At 44.4% G+C, this 20,033-nt stretch carries 17 protein-coding genes; 15 read left to right on the plus strand and 2 right to left on the minus strand.

From position 1 onward, the window contains the following. Positions 1–50 precede the first annotated feature (50 nt). The 3 genes from rbfA to rpsO all read left to right on the plus strand — a co-directional run bounded on the left by rbfA (position 51) and on the right by rpsO (position 1,892). Positions 51–509 carry a 30S ribosome-binding factor RbfA gene (gene rbfA, locus L5M10_RS08020; RefSeq protein WP_105251700.1) on the plus strand — a complete coding sequence of 153 codons (459 nt, stop codon included), beginning with the start codon at positions 51–53 and terminating at the stop codon, positions 507–509. Beyond that, positions 509–1,474, plus strand: a complete 966-nt coding sequence (truB, locus tag L5M10_RS08025) for a tRNA pseudouridine(55) synthase TruB (protein ID WP_113939302.1) — start codon at positions 509–511, stop codon at positions 1,472–1,474. Before rbfA ends, truB begins: the two co-directional genes overlap by 1 nt. A 148-nt stretch (positions 1,475–1,622) precedes the next feature. Then, on the plus strand, positions 1,623–1,892 hold the full coding sequence (gene rpsO / locus L5M10_RS08030; protein WP_028761447.1) for a 30S ribosomal protein S15: 270 nt from the start codon (positions 1,623–1,625) through the stop codon (positions 1,890–1,892). 188 nt (positions 1,893–2,080) lie between these two features. Here the strand turns inward: rpsO and L5M10_RS08035 are convergent, their stop codons facing one another. Continuing rightward, entirely contained in the window at positions 2,081–4,135 is a 2,055-nt protein-coding gene (locus tag L5M10_RS08035; protein WP_105251701.1) for a putative bifunctional diguanylate cyclase/phosphodiesterase, read from the minus strand. A 195-nt stretch (positions 4,136–4,330) separates the two neighbouring features. Here L5M10_RS08035 and pnp point away from each other — a divergent pair, with 195 nt between their 5' ends. The 11 genes from pnp (at position 4,331) to deoD (ending at position 17,669) form a co-directional block, all read left to right on the plus strand. Continuing rightward, positions 4,331–6,430 carry a polyribonucleotide nucleotidyltransferase gene (pnp, locus tag L5M10_RS08040; RefSeq protein ID WP_105251702.1) on the plus strand — a complete coding sequence of 700 codons (2,100 nt, stop codon included), beginning with the start codon at positions 4,331–4,333 and terminating at the stop codon, positions 6,428–6,430. 192 nt (positions 6,431–6,622) lie between these two features. Beyond that, positions 6,623–7,525, plus strand: a complete 903-nt coding sequence (gene nlpI / locus L5M10_RS08045; RefSeq protein WP_168822816.1) for a lipoprotein NlpI — start codon at positions 6,623–6,625, stop codon at positions 7,523–7,525. Between the two features lie 99 nt (positions 7,526–7,624). Then, the gene (gene prfC, locus L5M10_RS08050) at positions 7,625–9,205 is read left to right on the plus strand and encodes a peptide chain release factor 3 (RefSeq protein ID WP_105251704.1); all 1,581 of its coding nucleotides are present in this window, start codon (positions 7,625–7,627) and stop codon (positions 9,203–9,205) included. Between the two features lie 91 nt (positions 9,206–9,296). Then, complete coding sequence (locus L5M10_RS08055) at positions 9,297–9,500, plus strand: hypothetical protein (protein ID WP_173497506.1); 204 nt, start codon at positions 9,297–9,299, stop codon at positions 9,498–9,500. Between the two features lie 10 nt (positions 9,501–9,510). Next, the gene (locus L5M10_RS08060) at positions 9,511–10,275 is read left to right on the plus strand and encodes a TatD family hydrolase (RefSeq protein ID WP_173497507.1); all 765 of its coding nucleotides are present in this window, start codon (positions 9,511–9,513) and stop codon (positions 10,273–10,275) included. Between the two features lie 176 nt (positions 10,276–10,451). Further along, a complete protein-coding gene (locus tag L5M10_RS08065) occupies positions 10,452–11,747 on the plus strand; it encodes a NupC/NupG family nucleoside CNT transporter (RefSeq protein ID WP_105251707.1) in 1,296 nt (431 codons plus the stop codon). Positions 11,748–12,094: 347 nt separating this feature from the next. Further along, positions 12,095–12,934 carry an outer membrane protein OmpK gene (locus L5M10_RS08070; protein ID WP_113939307.1) on the plus strand — a complete coding sequence of 280 codons (840 nt, stop codon included), beginning with the start codon at positions 12,095–12,097 and terminating at the stop codon, positions 12,932–12,934. Between the two features lie 422 nt (positions 12,935–13,356). Then, positions 13,357–14,127: a deoxyribose-phosphate aldolase gene (gene deoC / locus L5M10_RS08075; protein ID WP_006086931.1), complete on the plus strand. Its 771-nt coding sequence runs from the start codon at positions 13,357–13,359 to the stop codon at positions 14,125–14,127. A 184-nt stretch (positions 14,128–14,311) separates the two neighbouring features. Further along, on the plus strand, positions 14,312–15,643 hold the full coding sequence (deoA, locus tag L5M10_RS08080) for a thymidine phosphorylase (RefSeq protein WP_263178727.1): 1,332 nt from the start codon (positions 14,312–14,314) through the stop codon (positions 15,641–15,643). Between the two features lie 9 nt (positions 15,644–15,652). After that, positions 15,653–16,867, plus strand: a complete 1,215-nt coding sequence (locus tag L5M10_RS08085; protein WP_263146910.1) for a phosphopentomutase — start codon at positions 15,653–15,655, stop codon at positions 16,865–16,867. Between the two features lie 91 nt (positions 16,868–16,958). Beyond that, complete coding sequence (gene deoD, locus L5M10_RS08090) at positions 16,959–17,669, plus strand: purine-nucleoside phosphorylase (RefSeq protein WP_006086929.1); 711 nt, start codon at positions 16,959–16,961, stop codon at positions 17,667–17,669. Positions 17,670–17,858: 189 nt separating this feature from the next. On the opposite strand, the gene L5M10_RS08095 is transcribed toward deoD, so the two are convergent. Further along, positions 17,859–18,893, minus strand: coding sequence for a YtjB family periplasmic protein (locus L5M10_RS08095; protein WP_263255145.1), 1,035 nt, complete (start codon positions 18,891–18,893; stop codon positions 17,859–17,861). 79 nt (positions 18,894–18,972) lie between these two features. Between L5M10_RS08095 and serB the strand changes: the two genes are divergently transcribed. Further along, positions 18,973–19,953 carry a phosphoserine phosphatase SerB gene (serB, locus tag L5M10_RS08100; RefSeq protein WP_263255146.1) on the plus strand — a complete coding sequence of 327 codons (981 nt, stop codon included), beginning with the start codon at positions 18,973–18,975 and terminating at the stop codon, positions 19,951–19,953. Positions 19,954–20,033 lie beyond the last annotated feature (80 nt).

The raw sequence follows: 20,033 nt of genomic DNA on the forward strand, positions 1-20,033 counted from the left end.
AAGGGCGGCTTTAGCCGCCCTTATCAATTTAAGCTATGGTAAGAAATATTATGGCAAAAGAATTCAGTCGTACTCGTCGAATCGCTCAGCAGCTTCAGCAAGAACTTGCTCAAGTGCTACAGCGCGACATGAAAGATCCTCGTATTGGCTTTGTGACTGTGAATGACGTCGACGTCTCTCGCGATCTCAGCTATGCCAAAGTGTTTGTGACTTTTTTTGAAGAAGACAAAGCTGTCGTTCAAGAAAAGCTAAACGCTTTGATCAGCGCAGCTCCTTATATCCGCACTTTAGTGGCGGGTCGTATGAAGCTGCGTGTCATGCCTGAACTGCGTTTTATCTACGATAGCTCGCTAGTTGAAGGTATGCGCATGTCTAACTTAGTTAGCCAAGTGATCAACCAAGACAAAGCGAAGCAACAGCAATTTGGCAGCGAAGACGCATCGGTTGAAGATGAAGTCTTAGGTGATGATATTGCTGATGACGCAGATGAAACGGAAGGTAAAGATTAATGGCTCGTCGTCCAAAAGGTCGTTTTATCGATGGGATAGTGCTGCTGGATAAATCCACTGGCATGAGTTCTAACTTTGCATTGCAAAGGGTAAAGCGCTTTTTTAATGCGAATAAAGCTGGGCATACGGGCGCACTCGATCCGTTAGCGACAGGTATGTTACCTGTATGCTTAGGCGAAGGGACTAAGTTTTCTCAGCATCTATTGGATGCCGATAAACGCTATTTAGTCACTGCAAAGCTTGGCGAACGGACAGATACCAGTGATTCCGATGGTGAAGTGGTGCAAACCCGCGCCATTGATTTTACCGAGGCGCAGCTATTAACTGCGCTTGATTTCTTCCGTGGTGAAACTCAGCAAGTGCCTTCTATGTATTCCGCGCTGAAATATCAGGGTCAGCCCCTGTATAAATATGCCCGTGAAGGCATAGAAGTGCCGCGTGAATCTCGCCCTATTACGGTATTTGAGCTAAATTTCATCGGTCTTGAAGGCGATGAGCTGACCTTAGACATTCATTGCTCTAAGGGCACTTATATTCGCACTATCATAGACGATCTCGGTGAGATGCTCGGTTGTGGCGCCCATGTGATTATGCTGCGCCGCACCCAAGTTGCACAGTATCCCTATGCCAGAATGGTCACTTTAGAACAACTTGAAACGCTAGTTGCTCAAGCACATGAACAACAGATAGATCCGAGCGTATTACTCGACCCTCTGTTATTGCCTATGGACACGGCCGTGGCCGATTTTCCAGAGGTGAATGTGCCGGATGCGATAGCTCCTTACTTAATGCAAGGTCAAGCGGTTCGAGTACCAGTTAATGCAGATTTGAAAACCGATGAGTTGGTACGTATCACTTTAGGTGACATTCGCCGATTTGTGGGGATTGGCACAATGAACGAAGATGGCTTATTAGCGCCGAAACGACTCATTGTTATCCATGACGAACCTGCAGAAACGCATTAGCCCGCTATCCATCGACAAATGATTAAATTAGTTGATGCATTAGTCCCCGCCTTTTATTGCGCTAGGGTGGGTTTATGGGTAAAATAGCGCGCCCTCTGGCTGAGTTAGTGATCGGCTAGAGATTCATATTATTTATTTGGAGATATACATGTCACTAAGTCCTGAAGCAAAAGCAAAAATTTTGGCTGATTTTGGCCGTTGTGAAAACGACACTGGTTCAACTGAAGTTCAAGTTGCTTTGTTAACTGCGCAAATCAACCATTTGCAAGATCACTTCAAAGAGCACATTCATGATCACCACTCACGTCGTGGTCTGTTACGTATGGTTAGCTCACGTCGTAAGTTAACTGCTTACCTGAAACGTACTGATTTAGCACGTTACACTGCTCTGATCCAAAAGTTAGGTCTACGTCGTTAATTTCGCGTCGACTAACGTGAAAAAGGAGGCTTAGCCTCCTTTTTTATTGCCTAAAATTCAACAGAATATTTATTGTGCAAACGAGAGATATACAGAAGTTACAGCCAAAATCAGTCTAACGTTTAGGTCCGTTATGCTTAGCTTAATGTGATTAAGCATCGAATTGATTAAGTGCCAATGTAAGTATCCTAAGCCCCACGTAAACCATCAAGACTACTTATTGTTGCTGTTTGTGTTGCTATATACAGCGCTTCAAATTCTGCTTGGGGTAGAGGTTGACTAAAATAGAAACCTTGGCCGACTTGGCACTGATTTTCTTTCAACCAATCCAATTGCTGCTCGTTTTCAATACCTTCGGCCACAATGGTCAAATTAAGCTGCTTTCCCAACATTAAAATGGTCGATGCAATTGCGCTATCCCCTGGTAGATCGGAAACGAAACAACGATCGATTTTCATGGTAGTGATAGGCAAATGGCGCAGGTAAGAGAGTGAAGAATACCCTGTGCCAAAGTCATCGACTGCAATACCAAATCCGGCTGATTTCAATTGTTCAAGCTTAGCGATAGCGAGTTCAATGTCGTTCATCAACGAGGTTTCAGTGATTTCAATTTCCAGCAACTCGGGTTGGATTTGATAGCGTAATGCCATCTGTTTGATATCGGGAACTAAACTAGCATCGGCAAATTGCTGTGAGGCAACATTAATCGCAATTGGGATGGCATAGTTATATTTTTTCTGCCATTCCCTAAGTACTTTACAGCTTTGCTCTATCACCCAACGACCTATAGGAATGATGATACCGGTCTCTTCCGCGACGGGAATAAAGGAAATGGGGCTGATGAGTCGTCCGTCTTTTTGCCAACGGATCAAGGCTTCACAGGCGATAACTTTGCCTGTTTGCAGATCAAGTTTCGGTTGGAAATACAGTAAAAATTCATTGTTTTTTAACGCATCATGTAAAGATGCTTCAGTGCGTAAACGAACTGCTGCTCGCTCTGTCATCTGTTGTTTGAAGAAGGCCCATTGATTCGAGCCTGCAGCTTTCGCGCTGTACATGGCAATGTCAGCGTGACGGATCAAATCTTCAGCGCTGTTACCGTCTTCGGGATAAATAGAAATCCCAATCGATGCCGCTGGATGAATTGCATGTTCATTTAATTGAATCGGGACATTGAGCTGGATCAGTAGCTTATCTACAAAATCTGCTGCTTGGTCTGGGGTGTGAACTGTATCGGCCAGAATAACAAATTCATCGCCACCTAAGCGGGAAACTGTGCCTTTATCACCAACGAATCGTTCGAGAATGCGGGCGATACGAGCGAGGAATTGATCGCCTAATGCGTGGCCAAGGGAATCGTTGATATTCTTAAAACGGTCTAAGTCGATAAACATCAATGCAAAGCTGCGTTTGTGTACTCGCGAGCGTTGGATAGTGACTGCGATGGTTTCAAGCAATAATGTGCGGTTAGGTAAACCCGTTAGCGGATCTCGGGTCGCCATTTTGCGCAGTTTGGATTGGGTTTGGCTAAATTGGATAAGAATTTGGTTGAATTTCGAGGTCACTAGGCCGAGTTCATCATCCTTGTGTGCGTTGGACATAGGTAAGAGATTTTCATCCGGAGAGTCGGGTTCGATCTTATCGATGGCCTCACTGATGCGTGCGATAGGCTGAGTCAGGAAGCGATGGAATACCACGGACAGCACTAAGGTGAGTAAGAGTGCACGAGCGAGAGTAGCAAAAAAACTAAATCTTAACTGCGAGAAGAGGGTGTTTGTTAGTTCTTGGGTATCGTAGAAAACCGTTAATGTACCAATGAGTTGCTGTTGTTGGGTACCTTCAAAATAAAAAGGCCTATACAAAGGACGAGAAATTTCTTTGAGATCATCAAATAATTTATTACTTAAACTGATAAAAGTCTGTGAGTTATTCTGCTTATTATTACTGACAGAAACAAACATTGAGCCATCGTCCAGCTCAATCACCGCCGAGCCAACATGTTCGACTTTGATGGCACCCTCTAAAGTTTGACGGGCTAAATTATCATCTAATGCCCATACGGCATTTGCTGCAGGTTGTTCAACTGAATCAAGGAGTTCTTGCTGAGTGGTCGTGAGTTGTTGTTTGGTTGATACGACGACTAAAGCGATTTCAACAATAAAAATGGCAATGGCAAAAAATAGGGCAGTAAATACGACTAGGTTAGTTTGTTTCCACGTCAGTGACTTAAAACGGCCTGTCATCGGGCGCATCCTTCATGATAATTATTCACCATCGGCGAGATTTTCCGTATCAATATAAACCGCAACTCTTTGTTGATTTAACCACTTTAGTGAAAAGTTACGTATTTGTCATCATTATCTGCTCTTTATCTATTGATCCGAATTGCAGTATACTTACGCGCGTAATTCAAGGTCATTAATTAAGGAATGGGTCACGTGAATCCTATTGTAAAGAGTTTTGAGTATGGTCAACATACAGTCACCCTGGAAACAGGTGTTATAGCGCGTCAAGCTGATGCAGCCGTTTTAGCGAGTATGGGTGACACGACAGTGTTAGTCACTGTTGTCGGTAAAAAAGATGCAGATGCAGGCCGTGACTTTTTCCCTCTGACTGTTAACTATCAAGAAAAAACCTACGCAGCGGGTAAAATTCCTGGTGGTTTCTTTAAGCGTGAAGGCCGTCCTTCAGAAGATGAGACATTAATCGCTCGTCTGATCGACCGTCCAATTCGCCCTCTTTTCCCTAATGGTTTCAAAAACGAAGTTCAAGTTATCATTACCGTAGTATCTGTCGATCCACAAATCGAGCCAGATATCATCTCCATGATCGGTACTTCTGCGGCACTGGCTATTTCTGGTATTCCATTCAGCGGTCCTTTAGGTGCTGCACGTGTGGGTTACATTGATGGCGAATACGTGTTGAACCCAAGTGTTGCACAACTTGCAACCAGCCAACTGAACTTAGTGGTTGCTGGTACTGCTGGTGCAGTATTAATGGTGGAATCAGAAGCCCAAGCATTACCAGAAGAAGTGATGTTAGGTTCTGTAGTTTACGGTCACGATCAACAACAAGTGGTTATCAAGGCGATTGCTGAATTTAAAGCAGAAGCCGGTAAACCAACTTGGGATTGGACTGCACCAACGCAAGATGCCGATTTAGTCGCCCAAATCAAAGAGCTTGCTGAAGCTGGTTTAGGTGATGCGTATAAAATCCAAGTTAAACAAGATCGTTATGCTCAAGTTTCTGTTGTAAAAGCAGCAGCAAAAGAAGCCTTGTTAGCGAGCAATCCAAGCGTTGATTTACGTGAAGTTGACAACTTACTGGGTAGCTTAGAGAAGAAAGTGGTTCGTGGTCGCATCATCCGTGGCGAGCCACGTATTGATGGTCGTGAACCAGACATGATCCGTGCCTTAAGTGTGTTAGCGGGCGTATTGCCACGTACTCACGGTAGCGCATTGTTCACTCGTGGCGAAACTCAAGCGTTAGTCACTTGTACTTTAGGTACTGAACGTGATGCACAGAAGATCGACAGCATCATGGGTGAGCGCACTAACCGTTTCATGCTGCACTATAACTTCCCTCCATACTCTGTTGGTGAAACAGGCATGGTGGGATCACCTAAGCGCCGCGAAATCGGTCATGGTAAGTTAGCATGGCGCGGTATTAACGCTGTTATGCCTTCAGCGGCTGAATTCCCATACAGCGTACGCGTTGTATCTGAAATCACTGAATCTAACGGTTCAAGCTCTATGGCGTCAGTATGTGGTACTTCTCTCGCGCTGATGGATGCCGGTGTACCTATCAAGACTTCTGTAGCGGGTATCGCTATGGGTCTAGTGAAAGAAGGCGATGATTTCGTTGTTCTTTCTGACATTTTAGGTGATGAAGATCATTTAGGTGACATGGACTTCAAAGTTGCGGGTACGCGTGATGGTATTACTGCACTGCAGATGGATATCAAGATCGAAGGTATCACTAAAGAAATCATGGATATCGCACTGCAACAAGCCTATGGTGCACGTGTACATATCCTGAACGTGATGGATCAAGCGATTGGTTCACACCGTGATGATATTTCTGATCACGCTCCACGTATCACAGTTATTAAGATCAACCCAGAAAAAATCCGTGACGTTATCGGTAAAGGTGGCGCAGTTATCCGTGCTCTGACCGAAGAAACGGGCACTACGATTGAACTGGAAGATGATGGTACTGTGAAGATCGCTTCTTCAAACGGCGAAGCAACTAAAGAAGCTATCCGTCGTATCGAAGAAATCACTTCAGAAGTTGAAGTGGGTCGTATCTACAATGGTAAGGTTATCCGTATCGTTGATTTCGGCGCATTCGTGAACATTCTGCCGGGCAAAGACGGTTTAGTACACATTTCACAAATCAGTGATGAACGTGTTGCTAACGTGTCTGATCACCTTGAGCTGAACCAAGAAGTTGCCGTTAAGGTGATGGAAGTGGATCGTCAAGGCCGCGTACGTCTGTCAATTAAAGAAGCACAAACGAAAGAAGCTGCTGCTGAATAATGAGTCTTTGACTTATTTATAGGCACACACTTTCTAAGTGATTGCATCAAAAGGAGATCAAATGATCTCCTTTTTTGTTTTGGCATTAAGAAAGTCACTATTAATCTTAATTCCCTAATAGCGGTCCTGTGGTGGGATTGCTATCATGAAGATTCTTCTGCGTATGTTGGGAATCTAAAAAGGTAGAAATGGATGAGTCTTAAAATTAGAACCGCTGTCGTTGCTGTGCTGGCGAGTGCCAGTCTGTTGTTAGCCGGATGCGCAACCACCCAGTCTCCTTTAGATAACCATAATGATGTTGAAGGTAAATTGGTTGTCGCGCCTGTCATGCCTGATTATAAAGTCGAAGTGACACTGGCAAAACTCAACGAGATTTTGGCTACGGTCGAACTGACGAATGAACAGAGAGCTAGATTTCATTACGATCGTGGTGTGATTTACGACAGTGTAGGCTTAAGACTGCTCGCACGGATTGATTTTATGCAAGCGTTAAAACTTCAGCCTGATCTCGCTGATGCCTATAATTTCCTTGGAATTTATTACACCCAAGAAGGTGAATACGACAGCGCCTATGAAGCCTTCGATGGCGTATTAGAGTTAGCACCTAATTATGATTATGCCTATTTGAATCGCGGTATTGCTTTGTACTATGGTGACCGTATTGATTTAGCGACTAAAGATATGCAGGCGTTTTATGCCGGCGATAATAAAGACGGTTATCGGGCATTATGGTTGTATTTGATTGATTTGAAAGCTGACTCCGTTGAAGCTAAAAAACAGTTAGCGCAGCATCGTCAGAATTTAGAAAATGATGCTTGGGCGACCGTTATCGTCGATTATTATTTAGGTAAAAAAAGCCGTGACGAGGTGTTTTCTGCGGCTAAAGTAGGCTTAACTTATCCGAAAGAATATGCTGAACGTTTATGCGAAGCTTATTTTTACCTTGCAAAAATGGCGATAGAAACTAAGCAATATCAAGATGCTGCAAACTATTTTCGCTTAGCATTGGCAACCAATATCTATGATTTTGTCGAACATAGATATGCGCGTATTGAACTCGCCAAAGTCAAAGGTTTGCTCGAAGCCACAAAATAACCTCTCTCAGCCCGAGTTCATCTCGGGCTTTGCCTAGCCAAGCTCGAACTGAGGCGCTATAATTTGCGCCTTTTTAGCGATACAAGTGCATAGGTTAACATGTCAGGCAATAAAGTAGAGGTCGATAAACGTCGCACCTTCGCGATCATATCGCACCCCGACGCGGGTAAAACAACCATTACCGAAAAAGTGCTGTTATTCGGAAACGCTTTGCAGAAAGCGGGTACGGTTAAAGGCAAAAAATCGGGTCAGCATGCTAAGTCTGACTGGATGGAAATGGAGAAAGACCGTGGTATTTCTATTACTACGTCTGTCATGCAATTTCCCTATGGTGGCGCCCTTGTTAACCTACTCGATACGCCTGGTCACGAAGACTTCTCTGAAGATACTTATCGTACTCTGACGGCCGTTGACTCATGTTTGATGGTGATCGACTCTGCTAAGGGTGTTGAAGACCGTACTATCAAGTTGATGGAAGTGACACGTCTGCGTGATACGCCGATTGTGACCTTTATGAACAAACTCGACCGCGATATCCGTGATCCTATTGATCTGATGGATGAAGTCGAAAGCGTGCTGAATATTGCCTGTGCACCTATTACTTGGCCTATTGGCAGCGGTAAAGAGTTCAAAGGTATTTACCACATACTGCGTGATGAAGTGGTCTTGTATCAAGGCGGTATGGGACACACGATCCAAGAGCGTCGTGTAATTAAAGGCATTAATAATCCTGATCTTGAGAAAGCGATTGGCAGTTATGCCGCTGATTTGCGCAATGAGATGGAATTAGTGCGCGGTGCGTCGCATGAATTTGACCATGCAGCTTTCTTGAAAGGCGAGTTGACGCCAGTGTTCTTCGGTACTGCGCTAGGTAACTTTGGTGTGGACCATATTCTTGACGGCATCGTCGAGTGGGCACCTAAGCCATTACCGCGCGAAAGCGATACACGCGTTATCATGCCTGATGAAGAAAAATTCACCGGTTTCGTGTTCAAGATCCAAGCAAACATGGATCCAAAACACCGTGACCGTGTCGCCTTTATGCGTGTGTGTTCTGGCCGTTACGAGCAAGGCATGAAAATGCACCATGTGCGTATTGGTAAAGATGTTAACGTTAGCGATGCATTGACCTTTATGGCGGGCGATCGTGAGCGTGCTGAAGAAGCTTACCCAGGCGATATCATCGGTTTACATAACCATGGCACTATCCGTATTGGCGATACGTTTACCCAAGGTGAAAAATTCCGTTTCACTGGCGTACCTAACTTCGCCCCTGAAATGTTCCGCCGTATTCGTCTGCGTGATCCGCTTAAACAGAAGCAACTCTTAAAAGGCTTAGTACAGTTATCTGAAGAAGGTGCTGTACAAGTATTCCGCCCAATTGATACTAACGATTTGATTGTTGGCGCTGTGGGTGTACTGCAGTTTGAAGTGGTTGTTGGTCGTCTGAAGAGTGAATATAACGTCGAAGCTATTTACGAAGGTATTAGCGTGTCTACCGCTCGCTGGGTTTATTGTAAGGATGAGCGTAAGCTTGAAGAGTTCCGCCGTAAGTGTAGTCAAAACTTAGCACTCGATGGTGGCGATAACCTAACCTATATAGCACCAACTATGGTTAACCTGAATCTTTCGATGGAAAGATATCCTGATATTGAGTTTGCGAAAACCCGCGAACACTAATAGGGTTCGGTTTAGAATAGTTGTTGAAATGGCGGTGAATTCACCGCCATTTTTGTATCTAATGAAAACTAAAAATCGGTTCTGGATGTAAATGATGGCGAATTGGATCACAAAAACATGGCAGGCTTATATTCATTGGTGCGACCGAATGGGGCTGACACCTGAAAATCGTCGCTGTTGCATGCCGCGCCTTGAAGATCCTCCATTAGCGGTAAAATGCGTTAAAGCTTTGGTGGTTGACACAACGGTATCGCCACCCGAACTTCATTCAATTGGTAAATCGACCGCAGAGTGAGGAATTTGCTGTGATTGATACCCACGCCCATTTGGATTTTGCTGAGTTTGATGTTGACCGTGACGATGTGGTGTTGCGAATGCACAGTGTTGGCGTAGATAATCTGATTATTCCTGGTGTGTCCCCGCGGCACTGGCACAAACAGCTTGCCGTTGCCGAACAATACCAAACTTATTTTGCCCTCGGTATTCATCCTTGGTTTTGTCCAGAGGATGTTGATGCTGGGATCTTAGCATTAACATCTCAAGTTTCGGCGTTACTAGAATGTCCTCGCTTTGTTGCTATTGGTGAATGTGGCTTAGATAAGCTCTATTCCTCAACGTGGTCTCAGCAGCTCGCATTTTTTGAGGCACAATTAGCTTTAGCTAAGTCCGTTAATCTGCCAGTTATTATTCATAGCGTAAAAGCACATTCAGAGGTTTTAGGGTGTTTGAAAAAGTATCAATTGCCTAGAGGCGGTGTGATACATGCTTTTTCTGGCAGTACTGAAATTGCACTGGAATATATCAAATTAGGTTTTAAGCTGGGAATTGGTGGTTTGATTATGAACCCTAATGCCAAAAAATTGCTTAAAACTGTCAGCGAATTACCACTTCAGCACTTCATACTTGAGACTGACTCTCCAGCAATGACACCGATAAATGTTACTGAAAAACGTAACCAGCCCGCTAACCTTGTTCTTTTTATAGACAAAATTGCCAATTTGCAAAAAAAATCAAGTGTTCTAATATCAGAACACTTGGTGTCGAATGCAATGCAACTGTTTGACCTTTAGCTGTTTTTAAATAAACAGGTGTAGGTCGCACTAGCATTCTGCACTAAGCGATTGAAATTAAACTCCAAAAATATGATCAAAACGACGATTTTCGACTTTGCCTCGGGTATAATCTGACTCGGAAATAGGTTGATTAACAACATAATTAAAAAGTGTTAACAATAGGGTGATGGTTAATGGATATATTAATGAGTTTAGTAGGGGTGGTCACCCTACTTGCGATAGGTTTCCTCCTATCGAATAACAAAAAAGCAATTAATTTACGTACAGTGGGCGGCGCGTTAGCTATCCAAGCTGCCTTCGGTGGTTTTGTACTGTATATTCCTGTTGGTAAAGACATTCTGAAAGGAATGTCTGATGCGGTTTCTAGCGTTATTGGTTACGCACAAAACGGTATCGGTTTCCTGTTTGGTGATTTAGCTAACTTCAAACTTGGCTTTATCTTCGCAGTTAACGTGTTACCCGTTATTGTGTTTTTCTCTTCTCTGATTGCGGTTCTATATTACTTAGGCGTTATGCAGTGGATCATCCGTATCATCGGTGGTGGTTTACAAAAAGCATTGGGCACAAGCCGTACTGAATCTATGTCAGCAACTGCTAACATCTTCGTTGGTCAGACTGAAGCCCCATTAGTGGTTCGCCCATTCATTCCAACTATGACGCAGTCTGAACTGTTTGCGATCATGGTGGGTGGTTTGGCATCAATCGCGGGTTCAGTATTGGCTGGTTACGCGCAGATGGGTGTACCTATCGAATACTTAGTTGCCGCTTCATTCATGGCAGCACCAGGTGGTCTATTAATGGCTAAACTGATGCACCCTGAAACTGAAGCAGCTAAAAATGACATGAGCGATTTACCAGAAGATCCTGACAAACCAGCTAACGTATTAGACGCCGCTGCTGCAGGTGCTTCATCTGGTATGCATTTAGCCTTAAACGTAGGCGCTATGTTGTTAGCCTTCGTTGGTTTGATCGCTATGGTCAACGGCATTATTGGTGGTGTGGGTGGTTGGTTTGGCGTTGAAGGTTTAACACTTGAACTGATCCTTGGCTATGTGTTTATGCCATTAGCATTCCTTATCGGTGTGCCTTGGAATGAAGCATTAGTAGCAGGTTCTTTCATCGGTCAAAAGATCATTGTTAACGAATTCGTTGCTTACTTAAACTTTGCTCCATATATCTCTGATGCTGCCACGGCTTGTACAGCAGTAGCTGCTGAAGTTGTTAAAGGCCTGCCGTTATGCGTTGCTGAAACTCAAGCTGTGATGACTCATAGAACACAAGCGATTATTTCGTTTGCTCTGTGTGGTTTCGCTAACTTGTCTTCAATCGCGATTCTGCTTGGTGGTTTAGGTGCTATGGCTCCTAACCGTCGTCATGATTTAGCTACAATGGGTATTCGTGCGGTTATCGCCGGCTCTTTAGCTAACTTAATGAGCGCAACACTTGCTGGTTTGTTCTTAGCTATCTAAGTAACAACAGCAGGGGGAAACCCCACTAACTGGGTCCTGACCATGCAGGGCAGGGCCTAAGTTAATTCAACCATTTTCCAGTAGTGATTCCTGTAGTGAATAGTTTCTCCAATTGAAAGACACAGAATGCAACCGAAGTGTAGCTGTCATTCTGTCTTAAATGTCGTGAGTCTACGCTTACGTTAATTAATCGTAATGCAGAAGTCGCGACTTTGTTCACAATTAAGAATTTTGTGTTTGTGATTTTACGCTAGATTATTGAGATTTTTTTTAATCTAGGTAGAATGCGAACGCCACAAAAAGAACGCTACCCTCGATGGTAGCAAACAAGATAAATGGGGTTGATGATGAAAAACGTTAAAACTTTAGCTTTAGCCGCTACTGCAGTAGCAGCAATCTCTGGCAACGCATTTGCTGCTGATCGTACTGATCTTCACGGTACTGATTATAAGTGGATGCAGTTCAACGCTATGTACTCTATTGGTGAAAAGCCAGATAACCCAGCAACAGGCGATCAACACAACTATTTAGAAATGGAATTCGGCGGTCGTTCTGGCGTATTCGATCTATACGGTTATGTTGACGTATTCAACTTAGCAAACCAATCAAGCAGCAACGGTGACAAGAACCCAGGTTCTGGCACAAGCAAAATTTTCATGAAGTTTGCTCCACGTGTGTCTATCGATGCTTTGACTGGTAAAGACTTATCTTTTGGCCCAGTTCAAGAAGTTTACTTCTCTACTCTGTTCAACTGGGACGGTCTGAATGGTGAAGGCGTTAACTCTTCATTCTGGGGTGTTGGTGCTGATGTAAACGTGCCTTGGTTAGGCAAAACAGGTATGAACCTATATGGTTTCTACGACCTGAATGCTAAAGAGTGGAACGGATATCAGTTCTCTGCTAACTGGTTCAAACCTTTCTACTTCTTTGATAACAAGAGCTTCCTGTCATTCCAAGGTTACATCGATTATCAATTCGGTGCAGATGAAGACCAAGCTGCTTTCGTACCAAAAACGTCAAACGGTGGTAACATCTTCTTCGGCCTATACTGGCATTCAGATCGTTATGCTCTGGGCTATGGCTTGAAAGGCTTCAAAGACGTTTATCTGTTAGAAGATGGTGCTGGTGCTCTAGCTCTAGAATCAACAGGTTGGTCACACTACCTGTCAGCAACTTACAAGTTCTAATCTCTTGTAATTATTGCTTGTTGGAGCCGCATTATGCGGCTCCATCTTTAGTTTTACCATGAGTCTTTATCTAAGCCTATTAGGCTAACAAGCGGGTTTATATAAAGGTTTGTGTTTTTCTCGCGCTAAAATGGATTTTTCGCGGAAAAGTAGGAGCAAGATTTTATTCGTATCCTCTCTTCCGGTCTTCAAGGATTCAAGTCGTGGTCACTTATAAGTTATTTTAAGTGTCAGGATGCCTATTGCTCTTTATGACTTAGGCAAGATTGAATACCTACAACAAGGTAGTTTGTACAAGCAAATTACTCGGCACCGCCTGAAGGCCCGGCCATATAAAAATAATCAAAATAATGCCACCTCTCAAGCGTTGCTGTTATGCGACTGATTTCTATTCATTTAATTTTTATTTTTGGAGAGCTATTATGACTGATTTAAAAAAAGCAGCACAACGCGCCATTGAGTTAATGGACTTAACAACTTTGAATGATGACGACACAGATCAAAAAGTGATCGACCTGTGCCACAAAGCGAAAACGGCTGCGGGCAATACTGCCGCTATCTGCATTTACCCACGTTTCATCCCGATTGCACGCAAGACGTTAGATGAAATCGGTGCTGAAGATATCCAAATCGCCACTGTGACTAACTTTCCCCATGGCAATGATGACATTGCCATTGCTGTGCTAGAAACTCGCGCAGCTGTTGCCTATGGTGCCGACGAAGTTGACGTGGTATTCCCATACCGCGCACTGATGGAAGGCAATGAAACAATTGGTTTTGAATTAGTTAAAGCCTGTAAAGAAGCCTGTGGTGAAGTCTTGTTAAAAGTCATCATCGAATCTGGCGTGTTAGCTGATCCTGCACTTATCCGCCGTGCATCAGAGCTTTCAATCGATGCAGGTGCTGACTTTATCAAAACCTCTACTGGTAAAGTGCCTGTAAACGCCACACTTGAAGCGGCTGAAATCATGTTAACTGTGATCAGCGAGAAGAATACCCAAGTAGGCTTCAAGCCTGCCGGTGGTGTGCGTGATGCTGCACAAGCGGCTGAATTCCTCGGTGTTGCTGAGCGTATTTTAGGTGCTGATTGGGTTTCACCACGTACCTTTAGATTTGGTGCTTCAAGTTTACTTAACAGCTTGTTACACACACTAGAATTAGCTGATGCGCCTAAGCCGACTCAAGGCTATTAATTGCAAACTATCGCTGATTAATACTATCAGCGTATAGCGAGCCTAATTAAGTGTGACCTAAATCTATTTGGCAAACTCAAAACTTCGATAGTATGAACTTGTAATATTGCTACAGTTTTGATGTTTCATTGCAAAGATAAGCACTAGCGACATGGTTGTTAGTGCTTATCTTGGAGGCAGTATCATGTTTCTAGCTCAAGAGATTATTCGTAAAAAACGTAATGGTTTAGCGCTAAGTTCCGCAGAAATACAGTTTTTTGTTCAAGGTATCACTACTAACGCAGTCTCAGAAGGTCAGATTGCCGCATTAGGCATGGCTGTGTACTTTAATGACATGAATATGGATGAAAGAATCGCTTTAACGACAGCGATGCGTGATTCTGGCACTGTACTTAATTGGCAATCATTGGGACTCAATGGCCCTGTTATCGACAAACACAGCACTGGCGGTGTGGGCGATGTGATTAGTCTCATGCTTGGCCCTATGGCTGCGGCTTGTGGTGGTTATGTGCCTATGATTTCTGGGCGTGGCCTAGGTCATACGGGCGGCACGCTCGATAAGTTTGATGCCATTCCGGGTTATCAAACTGAGCCATCAAGTGAATTGTTCCGTAAAGTGGTTAAAGAAGTCGGTGTGGCGATTATTGGCCAAACAGGCGATCTCGTTCCTGCCGACAAACGTTTCTATTCTATCCGCGATAATACCGCCACCGTTGAATCCATTTCCCTCATCACTGCGTCGATTTTGTCTAAGAAATTAGCCTGTAATTTAGATGCGTTGGCGATGGACGTGAAAGTCGGTAGCGGCGCCTTTATGCCAACCTATGAAGCATCGGAAGAATTAGCTCGCAGTATTGCAGCTGTTGCTAATGGCGCGGGCACTAAAACGACAGCTTTGCTTACCGATATGAATCAAGTGCTTGCATCTTGCGCAGGTAACGCGGTTGAAGTGAAAGAAGCCATCGACTTTTTAACGGGTGTTTACCGTAACCCGCGTTTATATGAAGTCACTATGGGTCTTTGCGCTGAGATGTTGCTTCTGGGCGGTCTTGCAAGCAATGAAGCCGACGCTCGCGCTAAACTGAATCGTGTGCTCGATAATGGTCGCGCTGCAGAACTTTTTGGCAAGATGGTGTCGGGTCTTGGTGGTCCAGTCGATTTTGTTGAAAACTACAGTAAATACCTACCGCAGTCACAAATTATTCGTCCAGTTTTTGCCGATATGCAAGGTTATGCCTATAGCATGGATACCCGTGAATTAGGTTTAGCGGTTGTGACCTTAGGTGGCGGCCGCCGTAAGCCCGGTGATGCACTAGACTATAGTGTTGGCTTAACTCAAGTGTGTGCTTTAGGCGATAAAGTAGATTCATCGACTCCGATTGCCGTTATCCATGCACAGTCTGAAGCTGCCTTCGCGGAAGCTGAACTTGCGGTGAAAAAAGCGATTCACATTGGTGAAACCGCTCCAGAAAAAACACCTGAGATCTATGCCTATATTCGTGCATCGGATCTTTAAGGAAGAATTATGAAACGTACCATTATTATGATGTTGGACTCCTTTGGAGTCGGTGCTTCTGCTGATGCAGCAAGCTTTGGTGATGTCGGTTCCGATACCTTTGGTCATATTGCTAAAGCATGTGCCGAAGGCAAAGCCGATATTGGCCGCGAAGGTCCGCTGAAATTACCTAACTTAGCGCGCTTAGGTTTAGGCCATGCAGCGATGGAAAGTACTGGCGCCTTTGCCCCCGGTTTTGGCGATAATGTTGAGCTGATTGGTGCTTATGGTCATGCACAAGAGTTAAGTTCGGGTAAAGATACGCCGAGCGGTCACTGGGAGATGGCGGGCGTGCCCGTACTATTCGAGTGGGGTTATTTCAGCGAGCACCAAAATTCTTTCCCTAAAGAACTGACGGATAAGATCTTAGCCCGTGCAGGTCTGGATGGATTCTTAGGTAATTGCCATGCCTCAGGTACAACCATTTTAGAAGAGTTAGGCGAAGAGCACATGCGCTCTGGCAAGCCTATTTTCTACACCTCTGCTGATTCAGTATTCCAAATCGCTTGTCATGAAGAAACCTTCGGTTTAGACAATCTTTATCGTCTTTGCGAAATAACCCGTGAAGAGTTAGAGCCTTACAACATAGGTCGCGTCATTGCCCGTCCATTTGATGGTACTGGTCCAAGTGATTTTGCCCGTACCGGCAATCGTAAGGATTATTCGCTCGCGCCACCTGCAAAAACTGTACTCGATAAGCTGAAAGAGGCTGGCGGTGAAGTGGTGAGTGTGGGCAAGATTGCCGACATTTATGCTTACTGTGGTATCACTAAAAAAGTGAAGGCGAACGGCTTAGAAGCACTTTTCGATGCGACCTTAGCCGAAGTGAAATCTGCGGGTGATAACACTATCGTGTTTACTAACTTCGTTGATTTCGACTCTCACTACGGTCATCGCCGTGATGTTGCTGGCTACGCCAAAGGGCTGGAATATTTTGATGCCCGTTTGCCTGAAATGCTCGCATTATTAGGTGAAGACGATCTGCTGATTTTAACGGCGGATCACGGTTGCGATCCAACATGGCAAGGTACGGATCATACTCGTGAATATGTGCCAGTATTAGCCTTTGGCGCTGGATTGAAAGCAGGTTCTATGGGTCGTCGTAATAGCTTTGCCGATATCGGCCAATCTATTGCGAGCCACTTTAAGCTTGAACCTATGGCCTATGGCGAATCGTTCCTTTAGGCAAATTAGCATTTATTTCGATTTGGCGGCTGACATTTGCCGCCAGTAAACAAAGACTTAAGTCTTAATAAAATAAACAGGGGTTATTTCGATGGCAACACCACACATTAATGCTGTAGAGGGCGCATTCGCTGAGACAATGCTGTTTCCAGGCGATCCATTACGTGCAAAATATATTGCTGAAACATTCTTAGAAAATGTTGAGCAAGTGACTGATGTTCGAAACATGCTAGGTTTTACTGGTACTTACAAAGGTAAGCGTATTTCAGTAATGGGTTCTGGCATGGGTATTCCTTCATGCTCTATCTATGCAACTGAATTAATTCGTGATTACGGCGTTAAGAACCTGATCCGTGTGGGTACTTGTGGTGCGATCAGCACTGACGTTAAAGTACGTGACGTGATCATCGGTATGGGTGCATGTACTGACTCAGCGGTTAACCGTTTACGTTTTAAAGGCCAAGATTTTGCCGCTATCGCTAACTATGAGCTGATGAATGCGGTTATCGAATCTGCGAAAGTTCGTGGCACTAAAGTTCGCGTAGGTAACATTTTCTCTGCGGACCTGTTCTATACTCCTGATCCACAAATGTTTGACGTGATGGAGAAGATGGGCGTATTAGGCGTTGAAATGGAAGCGGCGGGTTTGTACGGCGTTGCCCATGAGTTTGGCGCACGTGCCCTGTGCGTTGTGACTGTATCTGATCATATCCGCACCGGTGAAAAGACTTCTGCAGAAGAACGTCAAACCACATTCAATGACATGATCATCATGACATTAGAAGCGGCGATTACACTGTAACTGTTACGCTGTAAGAGTGTGCTACTGAAAAGGGTTCGCAATGCGAACCCTTTTTTATGCCAATTTTTAGCGGCTGTTCTATTCGACTTTGTTATTAATGGTTTGGTTATTAGAAATTACTTGTTTATGGCTTATCTAGAGCTTAGCTATCAATAGATTAGTGATTTACCTTATCTATCGAAATAGAGATTAACCTGTTGAATCTGTGTCGAGATCACTTGGTTCACTGGGTGTTTTTGGCGTCGAAGTTTCGGCCGCAGCGGCTGTTGCTTTAGTCGCGTGTTTTACCCGACGGACACTTTTTACTTTAGGTTTAACCTTAACAGGTACCGCTTGTTCCGCATCGTTTGCCGCGTTTTCAACTGCTGTATTATCCTGTAATTCCAATGATTTTTCTGACGTTTTTTCGGCCTTAGTTTGCACACTGATCTGAGTGAGCTTATCGGTATTTGCCTCTGTCACTGCTTTTGGCGCCTTAGTGGGTTTAGCCGCTTTTTCTTGTGGATTATCAGTGGTCGACACTGTTTGATCTTCGGTTAGCACTTGCGCCAAACCATTATTAACACTTTCTGATGGCTCTTCAGTTGAGGATCGTTTCTTAGGTTTTTTCGGCGCTTGACGCAACTTAACCCGAAAGCGGCGGCGGTCGAAGTCGGCACGTTTGAAAGACAAAGAGCGTGAAAGCAACATACCAATCAAGCCTGCAACCAGCAGCATGATTTGTTGTTGCTCCATGTTTAAATTATGGGCTTCTTTGATTTCGTTGAAAAATAACTTGGTATCAAGCCTGACTTCGACATAACCTAGATTTTTCCCTTCTTGGATCACGGGCTCTACATAGGGAGGATATTTGCTTAGCAGCAAATTCATTTCTTCCGAGTCAGGATCAACTACATCCTTAGTGATGCTTTGAGCGAAGGATAGCCGCATGCCTTGGTCACTGAAGATGGCGGCGGACATCACCTTAGGATCTTCCACTAAAGCGCTGGCGAGCCATTGCAACTGTTCGTCATTTTGCAGTTGTAGCGCGGGTGCGGCACCATAAGCGGTTTGCTGTACCAGTAATCTGGCCATCTTTTGAGTTTGGGACTTTAGAAGCAACTGACCTTGTAGTAGGCTTGTCTGCCACAATTGCACTAAGCCGAATATTAAGGCGAAGGCGGCGGCAATTTGGATCAGTCTACTGATTTTATGGCTTTTCTTTAGCCCTTTAAGATATAACACTTTGACCCTTAAAATGTAGAGCGCTTGCCTAATCATAATTGATTCTGAGTGAGCCCGATAGTTGGAGAATTTAAGTCCGATGGAAAGCTTGAACCAAGATGCGCTTTTTTTGTGGTTAGTCTCTAACCATTCCCCAAGGTTTGAACGCCAAGGGCAAGTGTTTGAACGTTATCAAGAGTCAGCAAACCCCGCAGGTGTTTCACGTGTGCGAATTATTTATCAAGATGCCGTGGTAGAGGCGACAATATCGGCATGGATAGCGCAATTACCTCAGTCTAACGTTATCGGTATCGCCCATATCGAACGCCAAGTTGGTTTACATTGTATCGAGTTGGCACTGGTAAATTTGCCTTCTCAGGCGCAGTTAGCGGCATTCCCGCAATCTTTAGCTGAACTGCATGTCATCAATTTTGATTTGCCTCGCTTGAATCATCCCGGTTTATTAGTGATGGATATGGATTCCACTGCGATTCAGATTGAATGTATTGATGAATTAGCGGCCATGGCAGGCGCGGGTGAGCGCGTGGCGGCGATTACTGAACGTGCTATGCAAGGTGAGCTAGATTTTGAGCAGAGTCTGCGTCAGCGTGTGGCACAGCTTAAGGGCGCCGATGCCAGTATTATCACGACATTGTGCGACAACTTGCCTTTGATGCCTGGGCTTGAGCTTATGCTTTTAGAGCTTAAATCCCATGGCTGGCGTTTAGTGGTTGCATCTGGCGGCTTTACGCCTTTTGTTGGCCATTTAAGGCAGCTTCTAAACTTAGATGCGGCCTTTGCTAATGAGTTAGTGATCACTGACGGTAAACTTGCGGGGGAAGTAACAGGTAAAGTTGTGGATGCGCAGTTTAAAGCGGATGTGGTTGAGCATTGCAGTGAGCAGTGGCAAATTCCAAAAGGCCAAAGAGTCGCGATCGGCGATGGCGCGAATGATATTCCTATGGTGATGGCAGCGGATTTTGGTATCGCTTTCCATGCCAAACCTAAGCTGGCAGCGGCGGCGGATGCCAATATTCGTCACCTCGACCTGCGAGTTCTACCTTACCTGCTACAAATCTAGGTTATTCATTTATTTAAATATAAGTCTAGATAGAGACTGAGTTAGAGTAAGGACTCTTGTCTTTTATTGATGAGCTGGTA

It is taken from the genome of Shewanella sp. SM32 (genome assembly GCF_025654235.1).
GTDB classification, from domain to species: domain Bacteria; phylum Pseudomonadota; class Gammaproteobacteria; order Enterobacterales; family Shewanellaceae; genus Shewanella; species Shewanella oncorhynchi.